This is a genomic window from Alphaproteobacteria bacterium, from assembly GCA_018662925.1.
Taxonomy (GTDB): domain Bacteria; phylum Pseudomonadota; class Alphaproteobacteria; order 16-39-46; family JABJFC01; genus JABJFC01.
The window spans coordinates 40,539-59,305 of the sequence record JABJFC010000052.1 but is presented as its reverse complement, the minus strand read 5'-3'; the positions used below and the strand labels follow the sequence as shown (position 1 = coordinate 59,305).

Genomic DNA, 18,767 nt, shown 5'->3' with positions numbered 1-18,767 from the left:
TGTTGTTGAGATTAGTTTGGCTTTTTATCTTTCCTTATTAAACCCCAATAACAGGAGGACCTGGTATTTTTGTCTGGTTTGTCGCTTCTTAAAGACAACAAAAATTAACTCACTCACCTAATTTTGCAATTTGCTCTTTATATAATAATATTAATAAGAAAAGTGTTTTGTATGACATTTTTTGCATAGATAGGTAGGAAAAAAATCAGAAAGGATAAAGAGCATGATCTATGGAGGTTTTTGGCGCCGAGCAGTCGCCGCGATCGTAGATGGATTGATTTTATACTTAGTTGCAGGACTGATCCATATCGTGACGGGTGTGCCGCTAGGGATTCACATCGCTGCATATAAATCCGGACAGGCACTTTCAGTTGTCTACTCCGACCCTGCAATATGGATTCCAACTATGTGCGCTATACTGGCACATTGGTTGTATTATTCCTGCTTCATAAGCTCTAAATTCCAATCAAGTCCAGGAATGATGGCGCTTCGTATGAAAGTGACAGGCTATGATGGTGAGGGCATTAGCTTTGGACGCGCAACGGGTCGTTACTTTGCGTCAATTATATCTGGTGCAATTGCTATGCTCGGATATTTGATGATCGCCTTCACACCAAGGAAGCAAGCTCTTCATGACTACATTGCAGGCACGCTTGTCGTTCGTGACAGTGCTGTAAAGTAATTCGAACGACTCTATAAACGTTCGTAACACCAAACGGCGGCGGGGGGTAGGTTTCCAAGAATCCTACCGACCCGCCGTTTTTTTAGACCAAATTTTTCGGCCGGAATGGGTGAGATAGGCGTATAAGTATACTGTAAAAACTTACCGTTTAGATCCATAACCTTTAAACTGGATTGCACAATGGCATTCCTGATGGAGCTCTTCATATTCCGCATCGGTAGACCAGAAACGATACACGATATGTTTCCAGTGACCTCATTTGGTAAGATTTCATGGAGGTCACAAGCACTTCCATGCACGACATTAATCTGTGGAAATCTTTTGTTAAGATAGCCGACCAGTTTTTTGTCCAACTCAATAACATACAGCCTATCTGCAGGGACGCCCGCTTTCAATAAAGCTTCAGTTAGCTTTCCTGTGCCGCCTCCCAACTCAACAACGTACTTATGTTCGTCTACCGAGGCATGCTGGCCGATTAAGGCACCCAGTTTTCTAGAGCTTGGGGCAATCGCTCCTATTTGGCGAGGGTTCTTAAACCAGCGTTTTAGAAATATGAAATGTTCCGTTGAGCTTATGATTGCTTTGCGCGGAAACCGTCTAGAAAATCCCTTCTTCTTTTTCTTATTCTCATTAACGGGAATGAGAGATTTAAATTTCTTCATCAAAAAGCACCTAAACGTTATTTTCATGGGAATATAGAGATATTAATTTCAAAGATCAATTCTCTTTCTGGTTTTAAATCGATTTGTGTAAAGATTTTTGTGAAGTGATCCCGAAGTCATTCTTTTTATGTAATATTTAAGCCCACTCTGGGGTAACGGTATTTTTTCTTGACGTTTATATATTTTATTTATATAAACTTACCCCATAGGAATTAAATATATTTTTTAGGGTGTTTTTACTGAATTATTCTTGGAGGCAGCAATGCGATTATTTAAAGGCTTTTACCTACTTTTCCTCATTGTTTCCTATTTTGACTTGAGTCAAGCCAGTGCGGGGCCCACGAGCGAAGTTGATTTAAGCACAATTTTAGAAGAGAACAAATCAATCAACAAGCTGGTTGTTGGCTGTGGGAAAAAGCCTTTTAATTGGAAAGAGGATGATAAAACTACGCCAGGTGAACAAGAATATATTAACGCCTGGAGAAACTTAGAGGGGGGTCATGAAGAGGGAAAGCATTCGCATTCCGATGCCATAACCCTCGCAGAAGATGCTTCCATAAATCCTATGATTGTCTCGGACTGGACAACAGCTATTTCCCCTTTGTTAAAGGCGAGATTTAAAGCGGTTTACTTGGAAATGCTTCCGCCAAGGGTTCTAGCCCATGAAAATTGTTTTAAAAATGCTTTTGCAACCCTACAGCCAGGGGGACTGTTTCAAGCAGATTTTCAAACATCGTGTTCCATAAATTCCACCTTTGCTTTGGCGGATAATCTGATTAATCCATTTTGGTACGAAGGGGTATATAGGGGTAAAGAAGAATTGTCTGCAATCAGAAAACGAGGGGAAGAGCTTAATGAAAAAGTTAATACGCTAAAAGAAGATTTAAAACGAAAAAAGCATGCCCTCATCATGGAAAGTGGGGAGAAATATTTCGGTAAATCCCAAGAAGAACTTATCGCTGGAATCATGAAAGATCCAGAATTTAGTGCCATGTTGTATGGGACAAAAGAATTGGAATTAGAAGTAAATCAGAACGCTTGCAAAATGGAAGAGCGAGCAAAAGTGTATGCTTCCCAATCAAAAAATGAAATAAGCGACAACCTAAAAGATCAAGCAGAAACAGAATTACGTAAGCAACTAGAAGCAATTGGATTCACAGCGATCAACTTTGTCGATCTTTCTAAAAACTCCTGGAACGGAAGAACAAATATACGTTCAATTTTTGCGCAAAAGCCAAAAGGGCAGAGCTGAGCTTATAAGCAATCTAAAGTTTTCCCGAGATATTGGTGGTCTCTTGCAATTGGTGTTTGAATTTCAAAGGAATTTGGGGTTTAATATCAAAAAAAGGGATTTACAGGATGGCTCCAGAAAAAGTTGCAAACAGACCCCTCTCGCCACATCTTTTCATCTATAAGCCTCAGTTGACGTCTGTTCTTTCTATTTTGCATCGCATGACAGGGATGTTTATATCCTTAGGGCTTGTGGGCGTTGTCGTTCTTTTTGCGGGGGCAGCCATGGGCGAAGAGGCGTTTCAGTATGTTCAATATTTTTTAACATCTTGGCTTGGCATTCTGCTGCTTTTTGCCATGACTCTTTCCTATTTCTATCATCTTTTAAACGGCATTCGCCATCTTTGTTGGGACATGGGGAAGGGATTCGAGCTCTCAGCGGTCTACATGACTGGATGGATTGTTGTTTTCGGGACTGTGGTATTTACTTGCGTCGTTTGGTTCTTACCAGAGTGGGGTGGATAATCCCCGAAGAAAGGAGCAGTACCTCGAATGAATAAGAAGATAACTAGAAATCTAGGGCCTGCCGCGTCAAAGCACTGGCTGTGGCAGAGAATAACCGCTTTTGTATTGATTCCTCTGAGCCTTTGGTTCTTTGTCTCCCTCTTTTTCCATGGGCAGGACTCGTATCAAGATTTTATCTCTTGGTCCTCTACTACTTTGGTTGCCCTCGGGCTTTTATTGTTTTTGATCGTAGCTGTAGCCCATACGCAAATGGGATTGCAGGAAATTATTGAGGATTATATCCATGGGTCCCGTTTAAAGAAGGGGCTCTTGTTAATGGTAAAAATTAGCTTGTGGGGACTTTTAGTTCTAGCAGCAGTTTCTCTTATAAGGATAGCACTAACGCAATGAAGAAGACTGAAGGTAAGGCATACAAAATCGTTGATCATGAGTTTGATGTGGTTGTAGTAGGGGCTGGCGGCGCCGGACTGCGTGCGGCTTTAGGCATGAGTGCTGCAGGACTTTCCACGGCGTGCATCAGCAAGGTTTTCCCAACACGAAGTCACACAGTCGCGGCCCAAGGAGGTATCAGTGCCTCCCTTGGGAATATGGGTGAGGATAATTGGCGCTTTCACATGTATGACACGGTTAAAGGATCCGATTGGCTAGGGGATCAAGATGCCATCGAGTATATGTGCCGAAATGCTATTCCTGCAGTCGTAGAGTTGGAGCACTATGGCGTTCCCTTTTCTCGCAATGAGGAGGGCAAAATTTATCAACGGGCCTTTGGGGGGCACACCATTGATTATGGTAAGAAAATGGCAAAGCGTGCGTGTGCTGCGGCTGACAGGACAGGGCATGCCATACTCCATACTCTTTATCAGCAAAGTCTAAAGCATGAGACCCAGTTTTTTATCGAGTACTTTGTCTTAGACCTTTTGATGGATGATGATGGCACTTGTCGAGGCGTGATAGCCTGGTGCTTGGAAGATGGATCTATTCATCGATTTAGAGCCCACATTGTTGTCTTAGCAACTGGGGGCTATGGGCGGACTTTTCTTTCTTGTACTTCTGCCCATACCTGTACCGGAGATGGAAATGCCATGGCCTTAAGGGCAGGCTTGCCACTTCAAGATATGGAGTTCGTACAATTTCATCCGACCGGCATTTATGGCGCAGGCTGTTTAATGTCTGAAGGGGCGCGGGGCGAGGGAGGTTACCTAACAAATTCCAAAGGGGAGAAGTTTATGGAAAAATATGCTCCCACTGCGAAAGATTTGGCCTCGCGGGATGTGGTTAGTCGTGCGGTTACCATTGAAATTAAGGAAGGACGCGGAGTAGGGCCTAAAAAAGATCATGTTTATCTCCATATGGAACATTTGGATCCAAAAGTGATTCATGAGCGCTTGCCGGGCATTACGGAGACAGCGAGAATTTTTGCAGGCGTTGATGCAACGAAAGAACCAATTCCTGTTGTGCCAACGGTTCACTACAATATGGGCGGTGTTCCCACTAATCATCATGCAGAGGTTGTTTGCCCAAAAGGGGATAATCCTGAAGGAGTTGTTCCGGGCTTAATGGCCATAGGAGAGGGGGCCTGTGTTTCAGTACATGGTGCCAATCGTTTGGGCACAAATTCCCTCTTAGACTTGGTCGTATTTGGTCGATCAGCAGCCCAAAGAGCAGCGGAATTGATCAAGCCTGGTATGACCCATAAGCCCCTAAAAGACAGTATAAGTGGCAAAGTTTTGGCCCGCTTCGACGAGTTGCGCCACCAAAAGGGAAAGCGAAATGTCGGGGAGGTTCGCATTGATATGCAAACAGTCATGCAGAATTATTGTGGGGTTTTTAGAACCCAAGAACATCTTGCAGAGGGTCTAAAGAAGCTACAACATGTCCAGCAAGAATTGAAAGAGATCGGGTTAAGCGACCATTCCCTCATTTGGAATACGGATCTTGTGGAAGGCTTAGAGCTTCAAAATTTGATGGAACAAGCCATCGTTACAATTGCATCTGCTCTCAATCGCACAGAAAGCCGAGGGGCCCACGCCCGTGATGATTATCCCGACCGGGATGATAAGGATTGGATGAAACATACTTATGCCTGGCATAAAGGTGATTTTGATGTCAAAATACAGTATAGACCGGTTCATTTATACACACTGACTGACGACGTTGATGTTGTTCCACCAAAAAAGCGGGTTTATTAAACGGGGAAAAAAGAGGCTTTAAATGGTTGAGTTTACACTCCCGAAAAATTCAAAAGTGAAACCGGGAAAGATTCACAAATTAAAGGGCGCCGAGGAGGCACACGAGAAAGACATTTGGCGGCTTCATGTGTATCGATATGACCCAGATACAGAGGAAAATCCGCGCCTAGATGTTTTTGAAATCAGTAAGGATGCTTGCGGAACCAAAGTGCTAGATGCACTCCTTAAAATTAAGGATGAGATTGATCCTTCCTTAACGTTTCGACGTTCTTGCCGGGAAGGGGTTTGCGGCAGTTGTGCCATGAATATAGATGGCACAAATACTCTGGCCTGTACAAAAGAAATGGATGATTCCAAAAAAGATATTATGGTGCTTCCGTTACCCCATATGCATGTGGTTAAGGATTTGGTTCCTGATCTAAGTCAAGCCGTTGATCAGTACGCTTCGGTCCAGCCTTGGTTGAAAGCTGATACGCCCGCACCGGGGGAACGTGAACGACTACAGACTCCCGAGGAACGTGCTAAATTGGATGGGCTTTGGGAATGCATTCTATGCTTTTGTTGCACAACCAGTTGTCCCAGCTATTGGTGGAATGGAGATCGCTATTTGGGTCCAGCGACGCTTTTGCAGGCAAATCGATGGATTGAAGATTCACGCGATGACCATACCAATGAGCGTTTGGAAGCATTAGATGATGCTTTTAAACTCTACCGTTGTCATACAATCATGAATTGTACAAAGGCCTGCCCTAAGAACTTGAATCCGGCAAAGGCTATTGGCAATATTAAGAAAAAAATGATGGATAAATCAGAATGAAACTGAATCAAATTATTTTTAAGTCTCTAGTGTGCATGACTGTGTTTTGCATAGGGTATACTTCTAGTGCCGAAGCAGGAAAGTTGCTGGATAATATAAAAAAAAGAGGCACTTTAATCTGCGGCATAAGTCTGAAAGCAAAAGGATTTGCCGAAACCGGTAAAGATAAGAGTTGGAAAGGTTTTGATGCTGATATATGTCGCGCCGTTGCAACCTCTTTGTTCGGTGACAAGGAGCGGGTGCAGTTTGTGGAGGTAGATCCAGATACCCAATACGAAACCCTCGAAAATGGAGAGGTGGATCTTTTAGCATCTGTGACAGGAAGCACTTTTTCGGCTGCTGTTGATCACAATGTTGCCTTTGCCCCTGCTATTTTATTCGATGGACAGGGTTTTCTGGCTAAAAAGAGTTTAGGTGTTCGGGCGGCAAGTGCTTTGGATGGAGTAAAAGTTTGTATCCCAAATGAACCTGGCATGAAGGAACGCGTAAAAGATTTTTTTGCGGGAAGGAATCATATTTATAAGGCAGTCGTGAGCAATTCGTTGAATGACTTGACCCGCAATTATTTGAATGGAGCCTGCGATGTGCTGACACTCAACCGTGCTGTTTTAGTCTCGTTTATTGCAAGTTTGGACGAGAAACTTGCAAGTGAAAGTGTTTTGTTGCCAGAACTATTGACTCATGCCCCTTTTGCGCCTTCCTTTCAAGAAGGGGATCCAGAGCTTGAAAAGATTGTGAGCTGGACTCTAAACGTCCTTATTCGTGCGGAACAAAAAGGGTTGTCCCAGCAAAATTTTAGGCAAGTGTCTCAAAACCCGTCCCTTTCAATGAGGCGGTTTTTTAAAAACGCTCGACATGCAGGCAGCAAACTTGGGCTTAAGCCCGAATGGGCTGAAAAAGTGGTGCACTCTGTTGGGAATTATAAGGATATATATACAAGAAATTTTGGACCCTTTGAAAAATATGGACTTAAAAGGGGGCCAAATAAACTGTCGTCCGATGGAGGACTTATTTACGCAAGGCCTTTTCAGTAAGCTATTAATTTGCTAGTTTCCACTTTCATAGGTATAGGAGTTTTTGACCATGGAGCGACATAAGATTGCTATTGGTTCGGATCATGCAGGATTTGAGCTAAAGGAAAAGTTGTTAAAGGATTTGATCGCAAATGGATACTCTGTGACCGATTGTGGGACGAAAAATGGATCGACCTCGGTTGATTACCCCGACTATGCTCATAAAGTATCTGAGTTGATTACGAATGGTACCGTTACAAGAGGCATATTGGTGTGCGGAACTGGGATTGGGATGAGCATTGCTGCCAATCGCCACGCAAGCATTCGGGCAGCCATGTGTCAGAGTTGTACGGCAGCCAGATTAAGCCGTTCCCACAATGATGCCAATATTTTAACGTTGGGGGCCCGGATAATTGGAGAAGAAGTTGCAAAAGATTGTATTACTACATTTTTAGAAACGCCATTTGAAGGAGAACGTCACCAAAGCCGTATCGAGAAGTTAACGATTTTGTAAGTAGATATTTTTGAAAGGATTACTTTATGTCGCGTGTTACAGCACGACCTCGTAAAAATAAGGATTTTGATTTGTTTCATGAAGAACTTTCCCAATTTGATCCAGAGATTTTTTCGGCCATAGAGAAAGAATTGTCTCGGGAACAGAATCAAATTGAGCTCATCGCGTCTGAGAATATTGTGTCTCGGGCCGTTTTGGAGGCACAAGGATCTGTGCTGACCAATAAATATGCAGAAGGCTACCCTGGTCGTCGGTATTACGGAGGCTGTGAATTTGTGGATGCCGCCGAATCTCTTGCCATTGAACGCGCGCGTGCTTTGTTCAATTGTTCCTACGTGAATGTTCAACCCCATTCTGGATCCCAGGCAAACCAGGCTGTTCTCTTAGCCTTCTTAAAACCAGGAGATACAATCTTAGGCATGAGTCTGGATGCAGGAGGTCACTTAACCCATGGATCTCGCGTCAATCTTTCTGGAAAATGGTTTAACATTGTTGCCTATGGCCTTGAGAAATCAACGGGTCGTATAGACTATGCTCAGTTGGAAGAGAGGGCGCTCAAGGAAAAGCCCAAACTTATCATTGCTGGAGGTTCGGCCTATCCCCGCAATATTGATTTCAAAAAATTTCGAGAGGTTGCCGATAAAGTAGGCGCTTATCTTATGGTAGACATGGCTCACTTTGCAGGTCTTGTTGCCGGGGGAGTATCTCCAAACCCATTGCCTTATGCTCATATGGTAACCACGACTACCCATAAGACCATGCGGGGCCCTCGGGGCGGAATGATTCTCTCCGTTGATGACGAAATTGGTAAGAAAATTAACTCGGCCGTATTCCCGGGACTCCAGGGAGGGCCGCTTATGCATATTATTGCGGCGAAAGCCGTTGCCTTTAAAGAGGCACTTCAGCCTAACTTTAAGATTTATGTTCAGCAGATTATTAAAAATGCCAAGGCCCTGTCAGAGTCACTATTGCAGCAGGGCTTTAACTTAGTCTCCGGGGGAACGGATACACATCTTCTCTTGGTCGATCTCCATAACAAAGGCGTGACCGGAAAAGATGCGGAGGCTATTTTAGAGCGCGCTTTTCTCACCTGTAACAAAAATTCAGTGCCAATGGATGAACAGCCGCCCACTATTACCTCGGGCATTCGCTTGGGGACACCTGCCGGAACAACCCGTGGATTTGGTGAAGATGAATTTAGACAAGTTGGTGAGTGGATTGGGACTCTCATTCACGCGTACAAGGATAATCCTGAGGCAATAGAGGACGTGATTGTTCCCATCCGAAAAGAAGTACAAGCTTTGTGTGGGGCTTATCCTATATATGATTTCCAAGGCAAGGGGGGAACCTCAAAATGAAGTGTCCCTTTTGTGGTTTTATTGATACACAGGTGAAAGATTCTCGCCCCACGGAAGATGGGATATCCATCCGGCGGCGGAGATTCTGCAATGATTGCAATTCCCGCTTTACAACCTTTGAGCGCGTTCAGTTGTGTGAGTTAACTGTTCTGAAGAGCAACGGCGCAAAGGTCTCCTTTGATCGCGACAAGTTGGCCCGTTCTATCTATGTGGCCACAAAGAAGAGGCCAGTGGACCAAGACAAGCTGGAAAGGATTATTAATAGCGTGGTGCGACGCTTGGAAAGCTTGGGAGAGTCAGAGATCCCTTCCCAAGTGATCGGTGAACATGTTATGGAGTCTCTAGAAACTTTGGATACCGTATCGTACGTGCGGTTTGCCTCGGTTTATCGTAACTTTGAAGAAGTGAAGGATTTTGAAAAGTTTATTGGTGCACTCGACGAGGCGGATAAACCGGCAAAACGGTCTAAGCGCAACGCTTCTTAACATCTAATTTGGATATAGATAGATCTAATTTTAATATGACAGATAAAAAGAAACCTCAAATAAGAAAAAAAACGCTCGCACGTTTGGCCGCTGTCCAAGCTTTGTATCAAGTGTCACAGACACATGAAGAGCTTGTGGACGTGATGCGTTCGTTTCAAAGAAAGCCTCTGGAGTTGGCGCCAGACAACCCTCTTTTGGAGGAAATGGAAATTAAACTTTTCATGCAGGTGGCATCGGGGACTCATAAACACGCGCAAAAATTGGATAAAATTCTTGTGGCGGCATTGCCTGCCGATTGGCCTCTTAACAGATTAGATCCGGTGCTCAGGGCCATATTGCAGGCAGGTGCATACGAGTTACTATTCCATCATGAAGCGCCTATCAAAGTGGTTATTTCCGAGTACCTGGATGTGACCCATTCCTTTTACTCAAACAAAGAGCCTGCCTTTGTAAATGGCGTCCTTGACCAAGTGGCTAAGCAGGTTCGTTCTAAAGATTTTTAGGTTTGTATATCATAAATTTCTCTTGCCAAAATAGGATACTGTTGCTACGAGATGGGCAGTACTAAATTTTTCGAATTGATTGAGAGTTGAAATAAGGAAGGTTACCATGAATATATTATTTAGGACGACTTTGTCTGCCGTGTTGGTGTGTGTGATGTTTGGCGCTTTTGAGTTGAGAGCTTCAACAGATGGTGAATGTCTACGGGACGTGGGACAAGTAGATGATAAAAGGCATGTGAACATATATAAGCCGTTCATGCAGAAAATGGGAGAAGCATTAGATAAGTCTGAACGCAAACTCTGGACAGCTAAGCGACTTATAAATATTGCAACTTTAGAAAGCATTCAGACAGTGGGTGAAATAGATACCAAAATGATGTATTTGGCTAGTGACGAAAAGGAAGTAACTAACTAACTAACTAACTAACTAACTAACTAACCCGCTGGCTCTGGCAGTAAATTTTGCTGACGTTACATTACTTCAAAAACTTTTGTTAGTGGAAGGTCTTGATGTCAATGATTCGGCATTTGAGGCTTGGGGCTTTAGGCAATATTTTTCTCCAGCACATGTAGCTTTAGATCCTCAGTTCCCATACGTTTCTGCCAGCTTGAAAGATCGTTTAGCCGTAATCGATTTACTTGCACAAATGGGTGCTGATTTTAATTCTATACCAAGCGAGGGTCTATACCAAAATCCTCCCTTAACCGCAGGAACAACTCATACCACCCGAGTCCCAGACTATCAACAGTTGCAAGCCCGAGCGATTCTTCATGGGGCAGATCCAGAACTTAAAGGCTCTTCTTTCTTTGGCATTTCTTTAGATTCAGAAAAAAACTCCTATTTCTTGGCTTTCCTTCGTTTGCATGCCAAGGATATGAAAAGGGAAGGCATATCTACGACCCCCGTTGAAAGTGTTCAAAACATCTTAGCTAAGGACCCCGAGGACAAGGTTTTGGAGAGAATGAAAGAATTGCGTTCTGTTAGTAAGACTATGTCTTCTTCTAGTAAGGCTGAGTCTTCTTCTAGTGAATAATAAATTTCGCTTGCCCTCCTGAACTTTCCTTTATATCCTTCCTGACGAAGTTTCAGGAAGGTAGGAAGGATATGGGAAATTATATTAAGACGAGTAATAGTGCGCGGCGCGTGGCCCTTGTTGTCGCGTCTGTGGCCCTTTGTATTCATACGGCGGCCATGATAATGGGGCCGGCGCCAAAGTCGCTTTTGCGGGATCGACTTTTTCCACTGGTTTCATGGTATATGGATGCTCTTCATATGAGTAACGGCTGGGCGTTTTTCGCACCTATGCCGTTGCAGTATATGAGTCATTTTAGTTATGTGGTGACGACGCGGGAAGGGACGCAATCTGTCTTTTCCCCTGAGGCGTCTATGTCCCGACGGCAGGGAACATATTTAAGATATATGAATCTCTTTGGTCGCCTTTTTCGCAATCCGGAAATGTATCAAGCGGGGATTGCCCGACATTTATGTTTCCGTCATCAAGAGGTGCAGCCCCATTCTATTCGTTTACGGTTTGACTATCAGCGTGTCCCGACTTCTGAAAAATACTTGGACCATGATGATGCTTGGGAAACAGAGACGCTAGGGCCATTTTTCTGTACAGAGGAGGTTGTCAGATGAGTGGAAATTTATGGGAAAATTGGAAGGCCTTTTGGTTTCACGCTGAGGAACCTTACATATTAGAGCTTATTCGAATAGGCCTTGGGTTAGCTCTTTTATGTGTGTATGGAAGCTATAGTCAGGATGATTTGAGCCAATTATATTCCGATCAGGGCTGGGTATCTCTATCGACAGTTTCACTAGATGTACTGAGCACGAAATATTCCCTTTTATTTTATCTTACAACGCCTGCAAAAGTTGCCCTGATTCATTTTGCTTTCATGGTTTTGTGTCTTTTGTTCACTTTGGGCATTGGGACCTCTGTCGTAAAGTGGATGTTGTTATTGGGCCATGTTAGCTTTGTTTGGCGTAATCCGGGCATCTTTTATGGTATGGATAATCTGATGTGCAATCTTCTTTTTATTTTGTGCTTTGCGCCCATTGGACAACGGCTAAGTTTGAGGCCCAAAAAGAAAATGGATGCCTCCTGGAGGGATTCGGCATGTTTGCGGCTTATTCAGATTCAAATGGTCGTGTGTTATTTCTATGCGGCAATCAAAAAGCTAAAAGGCGATGTCTGGTGGTCAGGGGATGCCCTTTGGTACGCTTTGGCCCATTTCCAGTATACGAATCTTCCCATAGGGTGGTTGGCAGAAAACTATTGGATCATTAATTTCCTAACCTACTGGGTAATCGTGATGCAACTGGCCTATGTGTTCCTTATCTGGGGCAAGAAGACGCGGCCTTTTTTCCTGGCAGAAGCAATTCTACTCCATGTGGGCATTGCTCTTTTCATGGGAATCTACGCGTTCTCATTCGTCATGATTGTTGGACATTTTTCTTTTGTCAAAAGAAGTTGGCTTGTGGGAATAGGCGAGAGGTTTATTGTAAGGCTGATTCGAAAACCGGGCTGACATTGCCAAATTGAACAAAGACAATGTTATCAAAGAGCGACGCAAAGCCTTCGTCAAAGAGGACCTCTTTATATGCTTGTGCGACGATGGTTTGTGGGTTTCCAAAGGCTCCTGTTCCGATGGCACCAATGACGATGTTTCGAATGCCTTGGTCTGCGGTTGAGGCTAGGATAGCTCTGATCTTCGCCCGTGTATTTTTTATATATTGCTGTGAGCCTAGGGGATAGGTTTCAGCAAAACTAGATATAAACTTTCCTACTTTATGGTCGGGATCCGTTAGGCGCTTGGCCATATCTTTATGAACATAGTTATTATAGCCCGATGGAATATTTCCATAACCTTGGTAGTCGTATAAGGCCGAGGCAACAATATTGATTTTGCGATCAGTTACGGCCTTTGTGCGGGGATCTAGCAGTTTTACATCGCGTAAGAATATAACGCCGAGTTCTGGGAGATCAAAAAAGCCTCCTTGATAGCGATCTTGAATCCAATTCAAACGCATAAATCCATCGGTTTGACGAAGCATGGCCTCCTCTTGCGTGCTAGCGTCGGCGTAAAAAAGGGGGCCAGCGCCAGCTAAATTAGCATCAGCATGGTCTAAGATAGCAATCTTCGATGTGTCTCCGTCTAAAAATCTATCGGCGAAACTTATGGCACCTTGCACGGTATCATTTGCCTCCAGATATATTTTTGGTTTTTTAGAGCGGTCAATCTGGTGCCTTAAATCATTCACCACTTGCACAATATCTTTGCCTTGTAGAGCACCCTCATTATCTTTTGTGTTCGGGTACTCATCGGCCAATAGTAAATGGGGGTCGTTAGCTTGCTTCGTCCCATAAATTGTAAATTTATCCAGCTCAACTTTATTCTGTTGTGCAGCCTGATTTAACTGCGTTAAAATGCGTTTCGCTTGGGAGGCTGCACCCGCAGTACTAAGTTGATACCTTCCATTTTGCACGAATCCTCGAACGTAATTTCCAAACTTTGGTCCATTGGGGTGATCAAAAATAGGAGCGTGTCTTCCCTTTTGTTGAGCAATGTCTGCGGTGCTAGTCTCGGAAATTGTTGGCTCATTTTCTGTTGCGACCTCACTTAGAGAATTTGTTGCGCTTTCTTTCATCACTATGTTCTCAGACTTTGCATCATATATTCCCATAGTTTTAAAACTTGCAAAGATCATCAGGAGTACAAAAAATAAATTTACCAACGTTCTACTCTTCCAATTTAAAAGGATATGTTTAAAAAATAATCCTACTTGTTTCGTCTAAAAGCGGGTTTTTGCAAATATCAAAGGTGTGCTGCATCAAACCTTGCGCAATCTACGAGACTCTATTCCATTTTTCAAGCCTTGATCGTGTATCCGGCTAGTACAGCAGGGTGATTTCCAGCAGTGGGGTGCATGATAATTCTTATTTTAAAATGTAGGTGGTTTTCGATAGGTTTGAAGAGGAGTAAAAAAACCGCATGGAAGAGGTGAATATTTGTTTAAGAGTAAGCTGTTTTTTAGAAATATTATTCAAGCTCTCAACTTTTCTTCCTGCAAGCTTTGATCGTAACTCCTTGAAAAAAAATAATATTTATCTCTCTTTTATATAGAGTGAGTTTTTCCTAAATAAACAAAATAATCGCATTTCAAGATTGTATAAATGTATTTTTATGGGTGTTGAAGGGGGGGATGTTTTCTGATTAATTTTTTGCAGTAATTGGATTAACCGAAGTATAGGAGGTAAATTATGCGTAAAGAATCAAGGAATGGTTACATGTCAAAAACAGGAACGAAGATTGTGATCCCACATTGTTTGGGGTCAGACACCAGTTGTGGAATTCTAAATATACAACGTCAAGCAATTGGTAGTTTCTTTGAATATGGAGCGAAGGCGGCAACCCCTCGTCTTGCTTCTTAGAGACTGTAATCTAGTGGAGGTGCTAGTCACCTCCACTTCGTAATTCAGGAAGGTTTTATAATCTGGGAGATTAAAAGGAATGGATAGAGTTGAGGCACCAAAAAAACTATCAAATAATATCATCAAATATATTCAAAAATATAACTTTACGAAGCTGCGTAAACGTATGGGTTATCCTGTTGAGGTGGCTGGAACCGGTTGGGATGAAGCGACGCTTAGACGTGTGGAAAGAAAGTATAAAGATTGGATGACAATCTTGTATGCATATCAAGATAGAATTTCCATTATTGGCTTTGATATGGAGATTGATTTCTTTTGGCACAATCATATGTTGGATACCATTTCCTATGTTAATTTTTGTAAGAAGGTTTTCGGTTATTATTTGCATCACAATCCTTATGCGGGAATGCCTGGAGAGCCAGTGAGCATGAAGGACTTGGCAGGTTATTATGAGAATTTTCAGCAACTCTTGGAACAATACCAGAAATCTAAGGCCGCCTAGGATGTTTAGGCAGTCAGTTTTATATTGGTTTTGGCAGGAATTTGTTTGGATTTCTGAAAAGAGCACCTCTTTTAAGGACTTTAAAAGCCCCATTATATATCTATCAATAATGGGGGTCCTCATTGCGGGCATGCATATGGCGATTCCGGTCATTTTTAAAAATGTTGTAGAGGAAATATCCAGTGGAAGTTCGGTTTCACAACTGACAATTCTGGTGACTAGTTACTGTAGCATTCAATTATTTTTGCGTGTCTTGAGTGAGCTGCGATGGCGGTATAGTGGTGCCATTGATTGCTGGGCTCAATCCAATATTCTGCAACGGGTTTTTAGGCACACCATGGGGCTTGATTTTGGATTCCATGAAAATCGATCCCTTGGAGAGATGGGGGCTGTTTTGTCAAAATCCTTAACGGCAAGTCGACAAATTTTGTTAAGCATTTTTCTGATTATTCTCCCCATGTTTTTAGAGTTTTTCTTTTTAGGATGGATGATTCTGTATTTTTTTGACGGCCTATTTTTAACGGTATTTTTTCTGTCTGTTGGAAGCTATCTATTGGTCCTAATGGTAGGATCAGAGTGGCTATATAAACAACAAAAAGTCGCGCAAATGTCTGAAAAAGGAACCGTTGGAAGCTTTGTAGATACATTGTTAGGCTATCAATCCATTCGACTTTTCCGGACAGAGGCTTTTCAGTATTCAAAGTTTAAGAAAATCGTTACTGATACCATGGAAAAGAGTCTCTCAACCTGGGAAAGGCGGAGCATTTTTGGCGTTGTCCAAGCGGTGATAATTTCAGGGGGAATCGGGAGTATATTTGTTCTCTCCGTGTACTACTATCGCTTGGGCCATATTAGTATGGGCAGCTTGATATTTATCAACATGTACTTTTTTCTATTGGTACGTCCCTTAGAAGTTCTGGGGTTTACCTATCGGGAAATGAAGCGCTTTGTGGTGGATTTGGAGCATTTAAAAAAATTATTCTCCGTAAAATCAGAAGTCACCTTTCCCACAGAGATGCAAGCGGTGCTTTCTAATCAAAGAGGACTTTACTTTAAGGGGGTTACCCATGCATATCCCGGAAATGCGCCGGCCTTGGAGGATGTCAGTTTTAAAGTAATGCCGGGGCAGTCCGTGGCTTTGGTAGGACACAGTGGCGCTGGGAAATCGACCCTCCTGAAATTATTAATGAGATTCTATCAACTGCAAAGAGGAGAAATTCTTATAGACGGGAGGCCCATTGAGACTTTTTCCAAGGAAGCTTTGAGTCAGAAAATTTCGGTCGTTCCCCAAGACTCGTCCCTTTTAAGAGGCACATTTTATGAAAACATCCTGATGGGGAATCCGGATGCTTCCCAAGATCAGGTTGTGAAGGCAGCAAAACGTGCGCTGATTCATGATGTTATTATGGGAACGGCTGACGGGTACGAAACAGAAATAGGGGAGGGGGGAGTGAAACTTTCCGGGGGACAAAAGCAAAGAATTGCTATCGCACGGGCTCTTTTAAGATCGGCGCCCATATTGATTCTCGATGAGGCGACATCTGGATTGGATCTTAGAACAGAAAATATCCTATTGGCACCCCTGTTAAAGGGAGTGGAAGAACGAACATTGATCATTATGTCCCATCGACTCTCGAGCATTCGGAGTGTGGATCATATTGTGGTGTTGGAAAATGGTCGTGTTGTTGAAGAAGGAAATCATGAGAGTCTTATACCCTTGCGTGGCGCTTATCATGAGCTTTGGACAAGCCAATTGGAGGAAAAGCGAGAGTTTCGTGGTTTACCACAAGCTTACATGCCGACATGGGCTGTCTAGTTTTAATGGGCCGTCTAGTTTTAGAAGAGAGCAGGGAAAGGAGTCTGCGATTTTGAGAGGGGGTAGAATTCGCAAAATACTTTTGAATGGAAGGGTAGGATTTTAGGCAAAAAGCATGTGAATATTAAGGGCCAGATCGTTGTGTTCATTTGCTAAGAATTCCCAGATAGACTTGACAAATGGGCGTAAGTCCCGTAACCGCAAAGGGTTAAGATTGTTATGGAAATAGGGGAATTTAATATTATGCATCCGTATCGGACACATACGTGCGAAGATTTGCGACTCAGTGAAAAAGGGAAGACCGTTCGGCTTTCAGGGTGGATCCACCGCATGAGGGACCATGGCAATCTCCTTTTCGTTGATCTGCGGGATAATTATGGCATCACCCAGTGTGTAATTGATTCGGATAATCCCCTGTTCAAAAAAGTGGAAGTGCTTCGCAACGAAACGGTTATCACTGTCACGGGCAAAGTGGTTGCACGGACTGAGGATACCATTAACAAGACATTGCCCACGGGCGAAGTAGAAGTAGCCATTGAGGAAATGGAAGTTCTTTCCCACGCTGACATGTTGCCCATTCAGGTAAACAGTGATCAAGAGTTTCCTGAGGATACACGACTTACCTATCGCTTTTTGGATTTGCGCCGGGAAAAAATGCATCGAAATATTTTGCTCAGAAGCCAAGTCATTTCCAGCATCCGCCGCCGTATGATCGAGCAGGGGTTTGTAGAGTTTCAGACACCGATTCTGACGGCCAGTTCTCCCGAGGGTGCTCGTGATTATTTGGTGCCAAGCCGAATTCACCCTGGAAAGTTCTACGCCTTGCCTCAGGCGCCTCAACAGTTCAAGCAACTTTTGATGGTTTCTGGCTTTGATCGCTATTTCCAGATTGCGCCCTGCTTTCGTGACGAGGATGCGCGTGCCGATCGATCTCCTGGTGAATTTTACCAGCTTGATTTTGAGATGGCATTTGCGACCCAGGAAGATGTCTTTAATGCCCTAGAGCCGCTCCTTCATGGAATCTTTACGGAATTTGGAGGAGACCGAAAAGTATCTCCTATGCCGTTCCCAAAGATTCCCTTCGGAGAAGCCATGCTCAAGTACGGGACAGATAAGCCTGACCTGCGAAATCCTCTTGAGATTAGCGATGTAACAGAGGCCTTTAAAGGATCGGGTTTTTCTATTTTTGCCAAGGCCATCGAGAAGGGAGCGGTTGTTCGGGCCATTCCTGGAACGGGCGCAGCTAGCCGTCCCCGAAGTTTTTTTGATAAGCTCAATGGTTGGGCGCAGGATGAGGGGGCTGCGGGACTTGGCTATGTGGTGTTTGCCGAGGAAGGCCCTAAAGGTCCCATTGCAAAGTTATTAGACGAAAAGCGCTTGGATCAGATCCAGAAACTAGCAGGCGTTAAAAAAGGCGATGCCGTCTTCTTTGTGTGCGACCAGAAAGAGGATGCTGAAAAGTTTGCAGGCACCGTGCGCCAGAAAGTAGGAATTGACTTGGATCTGTTGGAAAAGGATGTTTTCCGTTTTTGTTGGGTGATTGATTTCCCCATGTTTGAGAGAGACAAGGACACTGGCAAGATTGAGTTCAGCCACAATCCATTCTCCATGCCTCAGGGAGGACTTAAGGCCCTTGAGACTCAGGATCCTCTGACTATCAACGCATTCCAATATGATATTGTATGCAATGGCATCGAGCTCTCTAGTGGGGCCATTCGAAATCATTTGCCTGAAGTAATGTACAAGGCTTTTGGAATCGCGGGATACGGCAAGGAAGTGGTGGAAAAAGAATTCGGCGGCATGCTCAATGCCTTCAAGTTTGGGGCGCCTCCCCATGGTGGTTGTGCCCCTGGTATTGACCGAATTGTGATGCTCCTGGCCGATGAACCTAACATCCGCGAAGTCATTGCCTTCCCCATGAATCAACAAGCACAAGACTTGTTGATGCAGGCTCCTTCGTCTATCTCAGAGGATCGCTATAAGGAACTCCACATCAGCCCCGTGAAAAAGAAGACAAAGGCAAAAGTAGCTTAGT

21 protein-coding genes are annotated in these 18,767 nt (G+C 43.6%); 19 read left to right on the top strand and 2 right to left on the bottom strand.

All coding sequences use genetic code 11. The features are described 5' to 3' along the window. The first annotated feature begins 223 nt into the window (after positions 1-223). Positions 224-682 carry an RDD family protein gene (locus HOL16_04165; GenBank protein ID MBT5389890.1) on the top strand — a complete coding sequence of 153 codons (459 nt, stop codon included), beginning with the start codon at positions 224-226 and terminating at the stop codon, positions 680-682. Positions 683-693: 11 nt separating this feature from the next. Here HOL16_04165 and HOL16_04160 read toward each other — a convergent pair whose 3' ends face one another. Continuing rightward, positions 694-1,344: a phospholipid methyltransferase gene (locus HOL16_04160; GenBank protein ID MBT5389889.1), complete on the bottom strand. Its 651-nt coding sequence runs from the start codon at positions 1,342-1,344 to the stop codon at positions 694-696. A gap of 262 nt (positions 1,345-1,606) precedes the next feature. On the opposite strand from HOL16_04160, the gene HOL16_04155 reads away from it, so the two are divergent. The 14 genes from HOL16_04155 to HOL16_04090 all read left to right on the top strand — a co-directional run bounded on the left by HOL16_04155 (position 1,607) and on the right by HOL16_04090 (position 12,510). Continuing rightward, positions 1,607-2,596, top strand: a complete 990-nt coding sequence (locus tag HOL16_04155; GenBank protein ID MBT5389888.1) for a hypothetical protein — start codon at positions 1,607-1,609, stop codon at positions 2,594-2,596. A 107-nt stretch (positions 2,597-2,703) separates the two neighbouring features. Beyond that, the gene (sdhC, locus tag HOL16_04150) at positions 2,704-3,099 is read left to right on the top strand and encodes a succinate dehydrogenase, cytochrome b556 subunit (GenBank protein MBT5389887.1); all 396 of its coding nucleotides are present in this window, start codon (positions 2,704-2,706) and stop codon (positions 3,097-3,099) included. A 27-nt stretch (positions 3,100-3,126) separates the two neighbouring features. After that, positions 3,127-3,489 carry a succinate dehydrogenase, hydrophobic membrane anchor protein gene (gene sdhD, locus HOL16_04145; protein ID MBT5389886.1) on the top strand — a complete coding sequence of 121 codons (363 nt, stop codon included), beginning with the start codon at positions 3,127-3,129 and terminating at the stop codon, positions 3,487-3,489. Then, positions 3,486-5,288 (top strand): succinate dehydrogenase flavoprotein subunit, encoded by a 1,803-nt coding sequence (locus HOL16_04140; GenBank protein ID MBT5389885.1) that lies wholly within the window; start codon positions 3,486-3,488, stop codon positions 5,286-5,288. Before sdhD ends, HOL16_04140 begins: the two co-directional genes overlap by 4 nt. A 22-nt stretch (positions 5,289-5,310) precedes the next feature. Beyond that, positions 5,311-6,105, top strand: a complete 795-nt coding sequence (locus HOL16_04135) for a succinate dehydrogenase iron-sulfur subunit (protein MBT5389884.1) — start codon at positions 5,311-5,313, stop codon at positions 6,103-6,105. 35 nt (positions 6,106-6,140) lie between these two features. Beyond that, positions 6,141-7,139 carry a transporter substrate-binding domain-containing protein gene (locus HOL16_04130; protein ID MBT5389883.1) on the top strand — a complete coding sequence of 333 codons (999 nt, stop codon included), beginning with the start codon at positions 6,141-6,143 and terminating at the stop codon, positions 7,137-7,139. A 49-nt stretch (positions 7,140-7,188) separates the two neighbouring features. Continuing rightward, entirely contained in the window at positions 7,189-7,632 is a 444-nt protein-coding gene (rpiB, locus tag HOL16_04125) for a ribose 5-phosphate isomerase B (protein MBT5389882.1), read from the top strand. Positions 7,633-7,658: 26 nt separating this feature from the next. Next, on the top strand, positions 7,659-8,990 hold the full coding sequence (locus tag HOL16_04120) for a serine hydroxymethyltransferase (protein MBT5389881.1): 1,332 nt from the start codon (positions 7,659-7,661) through the stop codon (positions 8,988-8,990). Further along, entirely contained in the window at positions 8,987-9,475 is a 489-nt protein-coding gene (gene nrdR, locus HOL16_04115) for a transcriptional repressor NrdR (GenBank protein ID MBT5389880.1), read from the top strand. Before HOL16_04120 ends, nrdR begins: the two co-directional genes overlap by 4 nt. A gap of 35 nt (positions 9,476-9,510) precedes the next feature. Continuing rightward, on the top strand, positions 9,511-9,978 hold the full coding sequence (nusB, locus tag HOL16_04110) for a transcription antitermination factor NusB (GenBank protein MBT5389879.1): 468 nt from the start codon (positions 9,511-9,513) through the stop codon (positions 9,976-9,978). 106 nt (positions 9,979-10,084) lie between these two features. After that, on the top strand, positions 10,085-10,393 hold the full coding sequence (locus HOL16_04105; protein MBT5389878.1) for a hypothetical protein: 309 nt from the start codon (positions 10,085-10,087) through the stop codon (positions 10,391-10,393). 82 nt (positions 10,394-10,475) lie between these two features. Next, positions 10,476-11,012: a hypothetical protein gene (locus tag HOL16_04100; protein ID MBT5389877.1), complete on the top strand. Its 537-nt coding sequence runs from the start codon at positions 10,476-10,478 to the stop codon at positions 11,010-11,012. A 71-nt stretch (positions 11,013-11,083) separates the two neighbouring features. Continuing rightward, on the top strand, positions 11,084-11,617 hold the full coding sequence (locus tag HOL16_04095; protein MBT5389876.1) for a hypothetical protein: 534 nt from the start codon (positions 11,084-11,086) through the stop codon (positions 11,615-11,617). After that, positions 11,614-12,510, top strand: coding sequence for an HTTM domain-containing protein (locus HOL16_04090; protein ID MBT5389875.1), 897 nt, complete (start codon positions 11,614-11,616; stop codon positions 12,508-12,510). Before HOL16_04095 ends, HOL16_04090 begins: the two co-directional genes overlap by 4 nt. Here the strand turns inward: HOL16_04090 and HOL16_04085 are convergent. Further along, entirely contained in the window at positions 12,479-13,717 is a 1,239-nt protein-coding gene (locus tag HOL16_04085; protein MBT5389874.1) for a hypothetical protein, read from the bottom strand. The two genes, HOL16_04090 and HOL16_04085, sit on opposite strands and share 32 nt — an antisense overlap. A 526-nt stretch (positions 13,718-14,243) precedes the next feature. Here HOL16_04085 and HOL16_04080 point away from each other — a divergent pair. From HOL16_04080 to aspS, 4 genes are all read left to right on the top strand, one after another. Beyond that, positions 14,244-14,414 carry a hypothetical protein gene (locus tag HOL16_04080; protein MBT5389873.1) on the top strand — a complete coding sequence of 57 codons (171 nt, stop codon included), beginning with the start codon at positions 14,244-14,246 and terminating at the stop codon, positions 14,412-14,414. A 79-nt stretch (positions 14,415-14,493) separates the two neighbouring features. Further along, the gene (locus HOL16_04075) at positions 14,494-14,916 is read left to right on the top strand and encodes a hypothetical protein (protein MBT5389872.1); all 423 of its coding nucleotides are present in this window, start codon (positions 14,494-14,496) and stop codon (positions 14,914-14,916) included. 109 nt (positions 14,917-15,025) lie between these two features. Beyond that, positions 15,026-16,732: an ABC transporter ATP-binding protein gene (locus HOL16_04070; GenBank protein ID MBT5389871.1), complete on the top strand. Its 1,707-nt coding sequence runs from the start codon at positions 15,026-15,028 to the stop codon at positions 16,730-16,732. A gap of 243 nt (positions 16,733-16,975) precedes the next feature. After that, the gene (gene aspS / locus HOL16_04065; protein ID MBT5389870.1) at positions 16,976-18,766 is read left to right on the top strand and encodes an aspartate--tRNA ligase; all 1,791 of its coding nucleotides are present in this window, start codon (positions 16,976-16,978) and stop codon (positions 18,764-18,766) included. Position 18,767 lies beyond the last annotated feature (1 nt).

What these genes read in the sequence shown, in the direction of transcription:
- HOL16_04165 (MBT5389890.1), top strand. Translation starts at nt 224, where the DNA reads ATGATCTATGGAGGTTTTTGGCGCCGAGCAGTCGCCGCGATCGTAGAT.
- HOL16_04160 (MBT5389889.1), bottom strand. Translation starts at nt 1,344, where the DNA reads ATGAAGAAATTTAAATCTCTCATTCCCGTTAATGAGAATAAGAAAAAG.
- HOL16_04155 (MBT5389888.1), top strand. Translation starts at nt 1,607, where the DNA reads ATGCGATTATTTAAAGGCTTTTACCTACTTTTCCTCATTGTTTCCTAT.
- sdhC (MBT5389887.1), top strand. Translation starts at nt 2,704, where the DNA reads ATGGCTCCAGAAAAAGTTGCAAACAGACCCCTCTCGCCACATCTTTTC.
- sdhD (MBT5389886.1), top strand. Translation starts at nt 3,127, where the DNA reads ATGAATAAGAAGATAACTAGAAATCTAGGGCCTGCCGCGTCAAAGCAC.
- HOL16_04140 (MBT5389885.1), top strand. Translation starts at nt 3,486, where the DNA reads ATGAAGAAGACTGAAGGTAAGGCATACAAAATCGTTGATCATGAGTTT.
- HOL16_04135 (MBT5389884.1), top strand. Translation starts at nt 5,311, where the DNA reads ATGGTTGAGTTTACACTCCCGAAAAATTCAAAAGTGAAACCGGGAAAG.
- HOL16_04130 (MBT5389883.1), top strand. Translation starts at nt 6,141, where the DNA reads ATGACTGTGTTTTGCATAGGGTATACTTCTAGTGCCGAAGCAGGAAAG.
- rpiB (MBT5389882.1), top strand. Translation starts at nt 7,189, where the DNA reads ATGGAGCGACATAAGATTGCTATTGGTTCGGATCATGCAGGATTTGAG.
- HOL16_04120 (MBT5389881.1), top strand. Translation starts at nt 7,659, where the DNA reads ATGTCGCGTGTTACAGCACGACCTCGTAAAAATAAGGATTTTGATTTG.
- nrdR (MBT5389880.1), top strand. Translation starts at nt 8,987, where the DNA reads ATGAAGTGTCCCTTTTGTGGTTTTATTGATACACAGGTGAAAGATTCT.
- nusB (MBT5389879.1), top strand. Translation starts at nt 9,511, where the DNA reads ATGACAGATAAAAAGAAACCTCAAATAAGAAAAAAAACGCTCGCACGT.
- HOL16_04105 (MBT5389878.1), top strand. Translation starts at nt 10,085, where the DNA reads ATGAATATATTATTTAGGACGACTTTGTCTGCCGTGTTGGTGTGTGTG.
- HOL16_04095 (MBT5389876.1), top strand. Translation starts at nt 11,084, where the DNA reads ATGGGAAATTATATTAAGACGAGTAATAGTGCGCGGCGCGTGGCCCTT.
- HOL16_04090 (MBT5389875.1), top strand. Translation starts at nt 11,614, where the DNA reads ATGAGTGGAAATTTATGGGAAAATTGGAAGGCCTTTTGGTTTCACGCT.
- HOL16_04080 (MBT5389873.1), top strand. Translation starts at nt 14,244, where the DNA reads ATGCGTAAAGAATCAAGGAATGGTTACATGTCAAAAACAGGAACGAAG.
- HOL16_04075 (MBT5389872.1), top strand. Translation starts at nt 14,494, where the DNA reads ATGGATAGAGTTGAGGCACCAAAAAAACTATCAAATAATATCATCAAA.
- HOL16_04070 (MBT5389871.1), top strand. Translation starts at nt 15,026, where the DNA reads ATGGGGGTCCTCATTGCGGGCATGCATATGGCGATTCCGGTCATTTTT.
- aspS (MBT5389870.1), top strand. Translation starts at nt 16,976, where the DNA reads ATGCATCCGTATCGGACACATACGTGCGAAGATTTGCGACTCAGTGAA.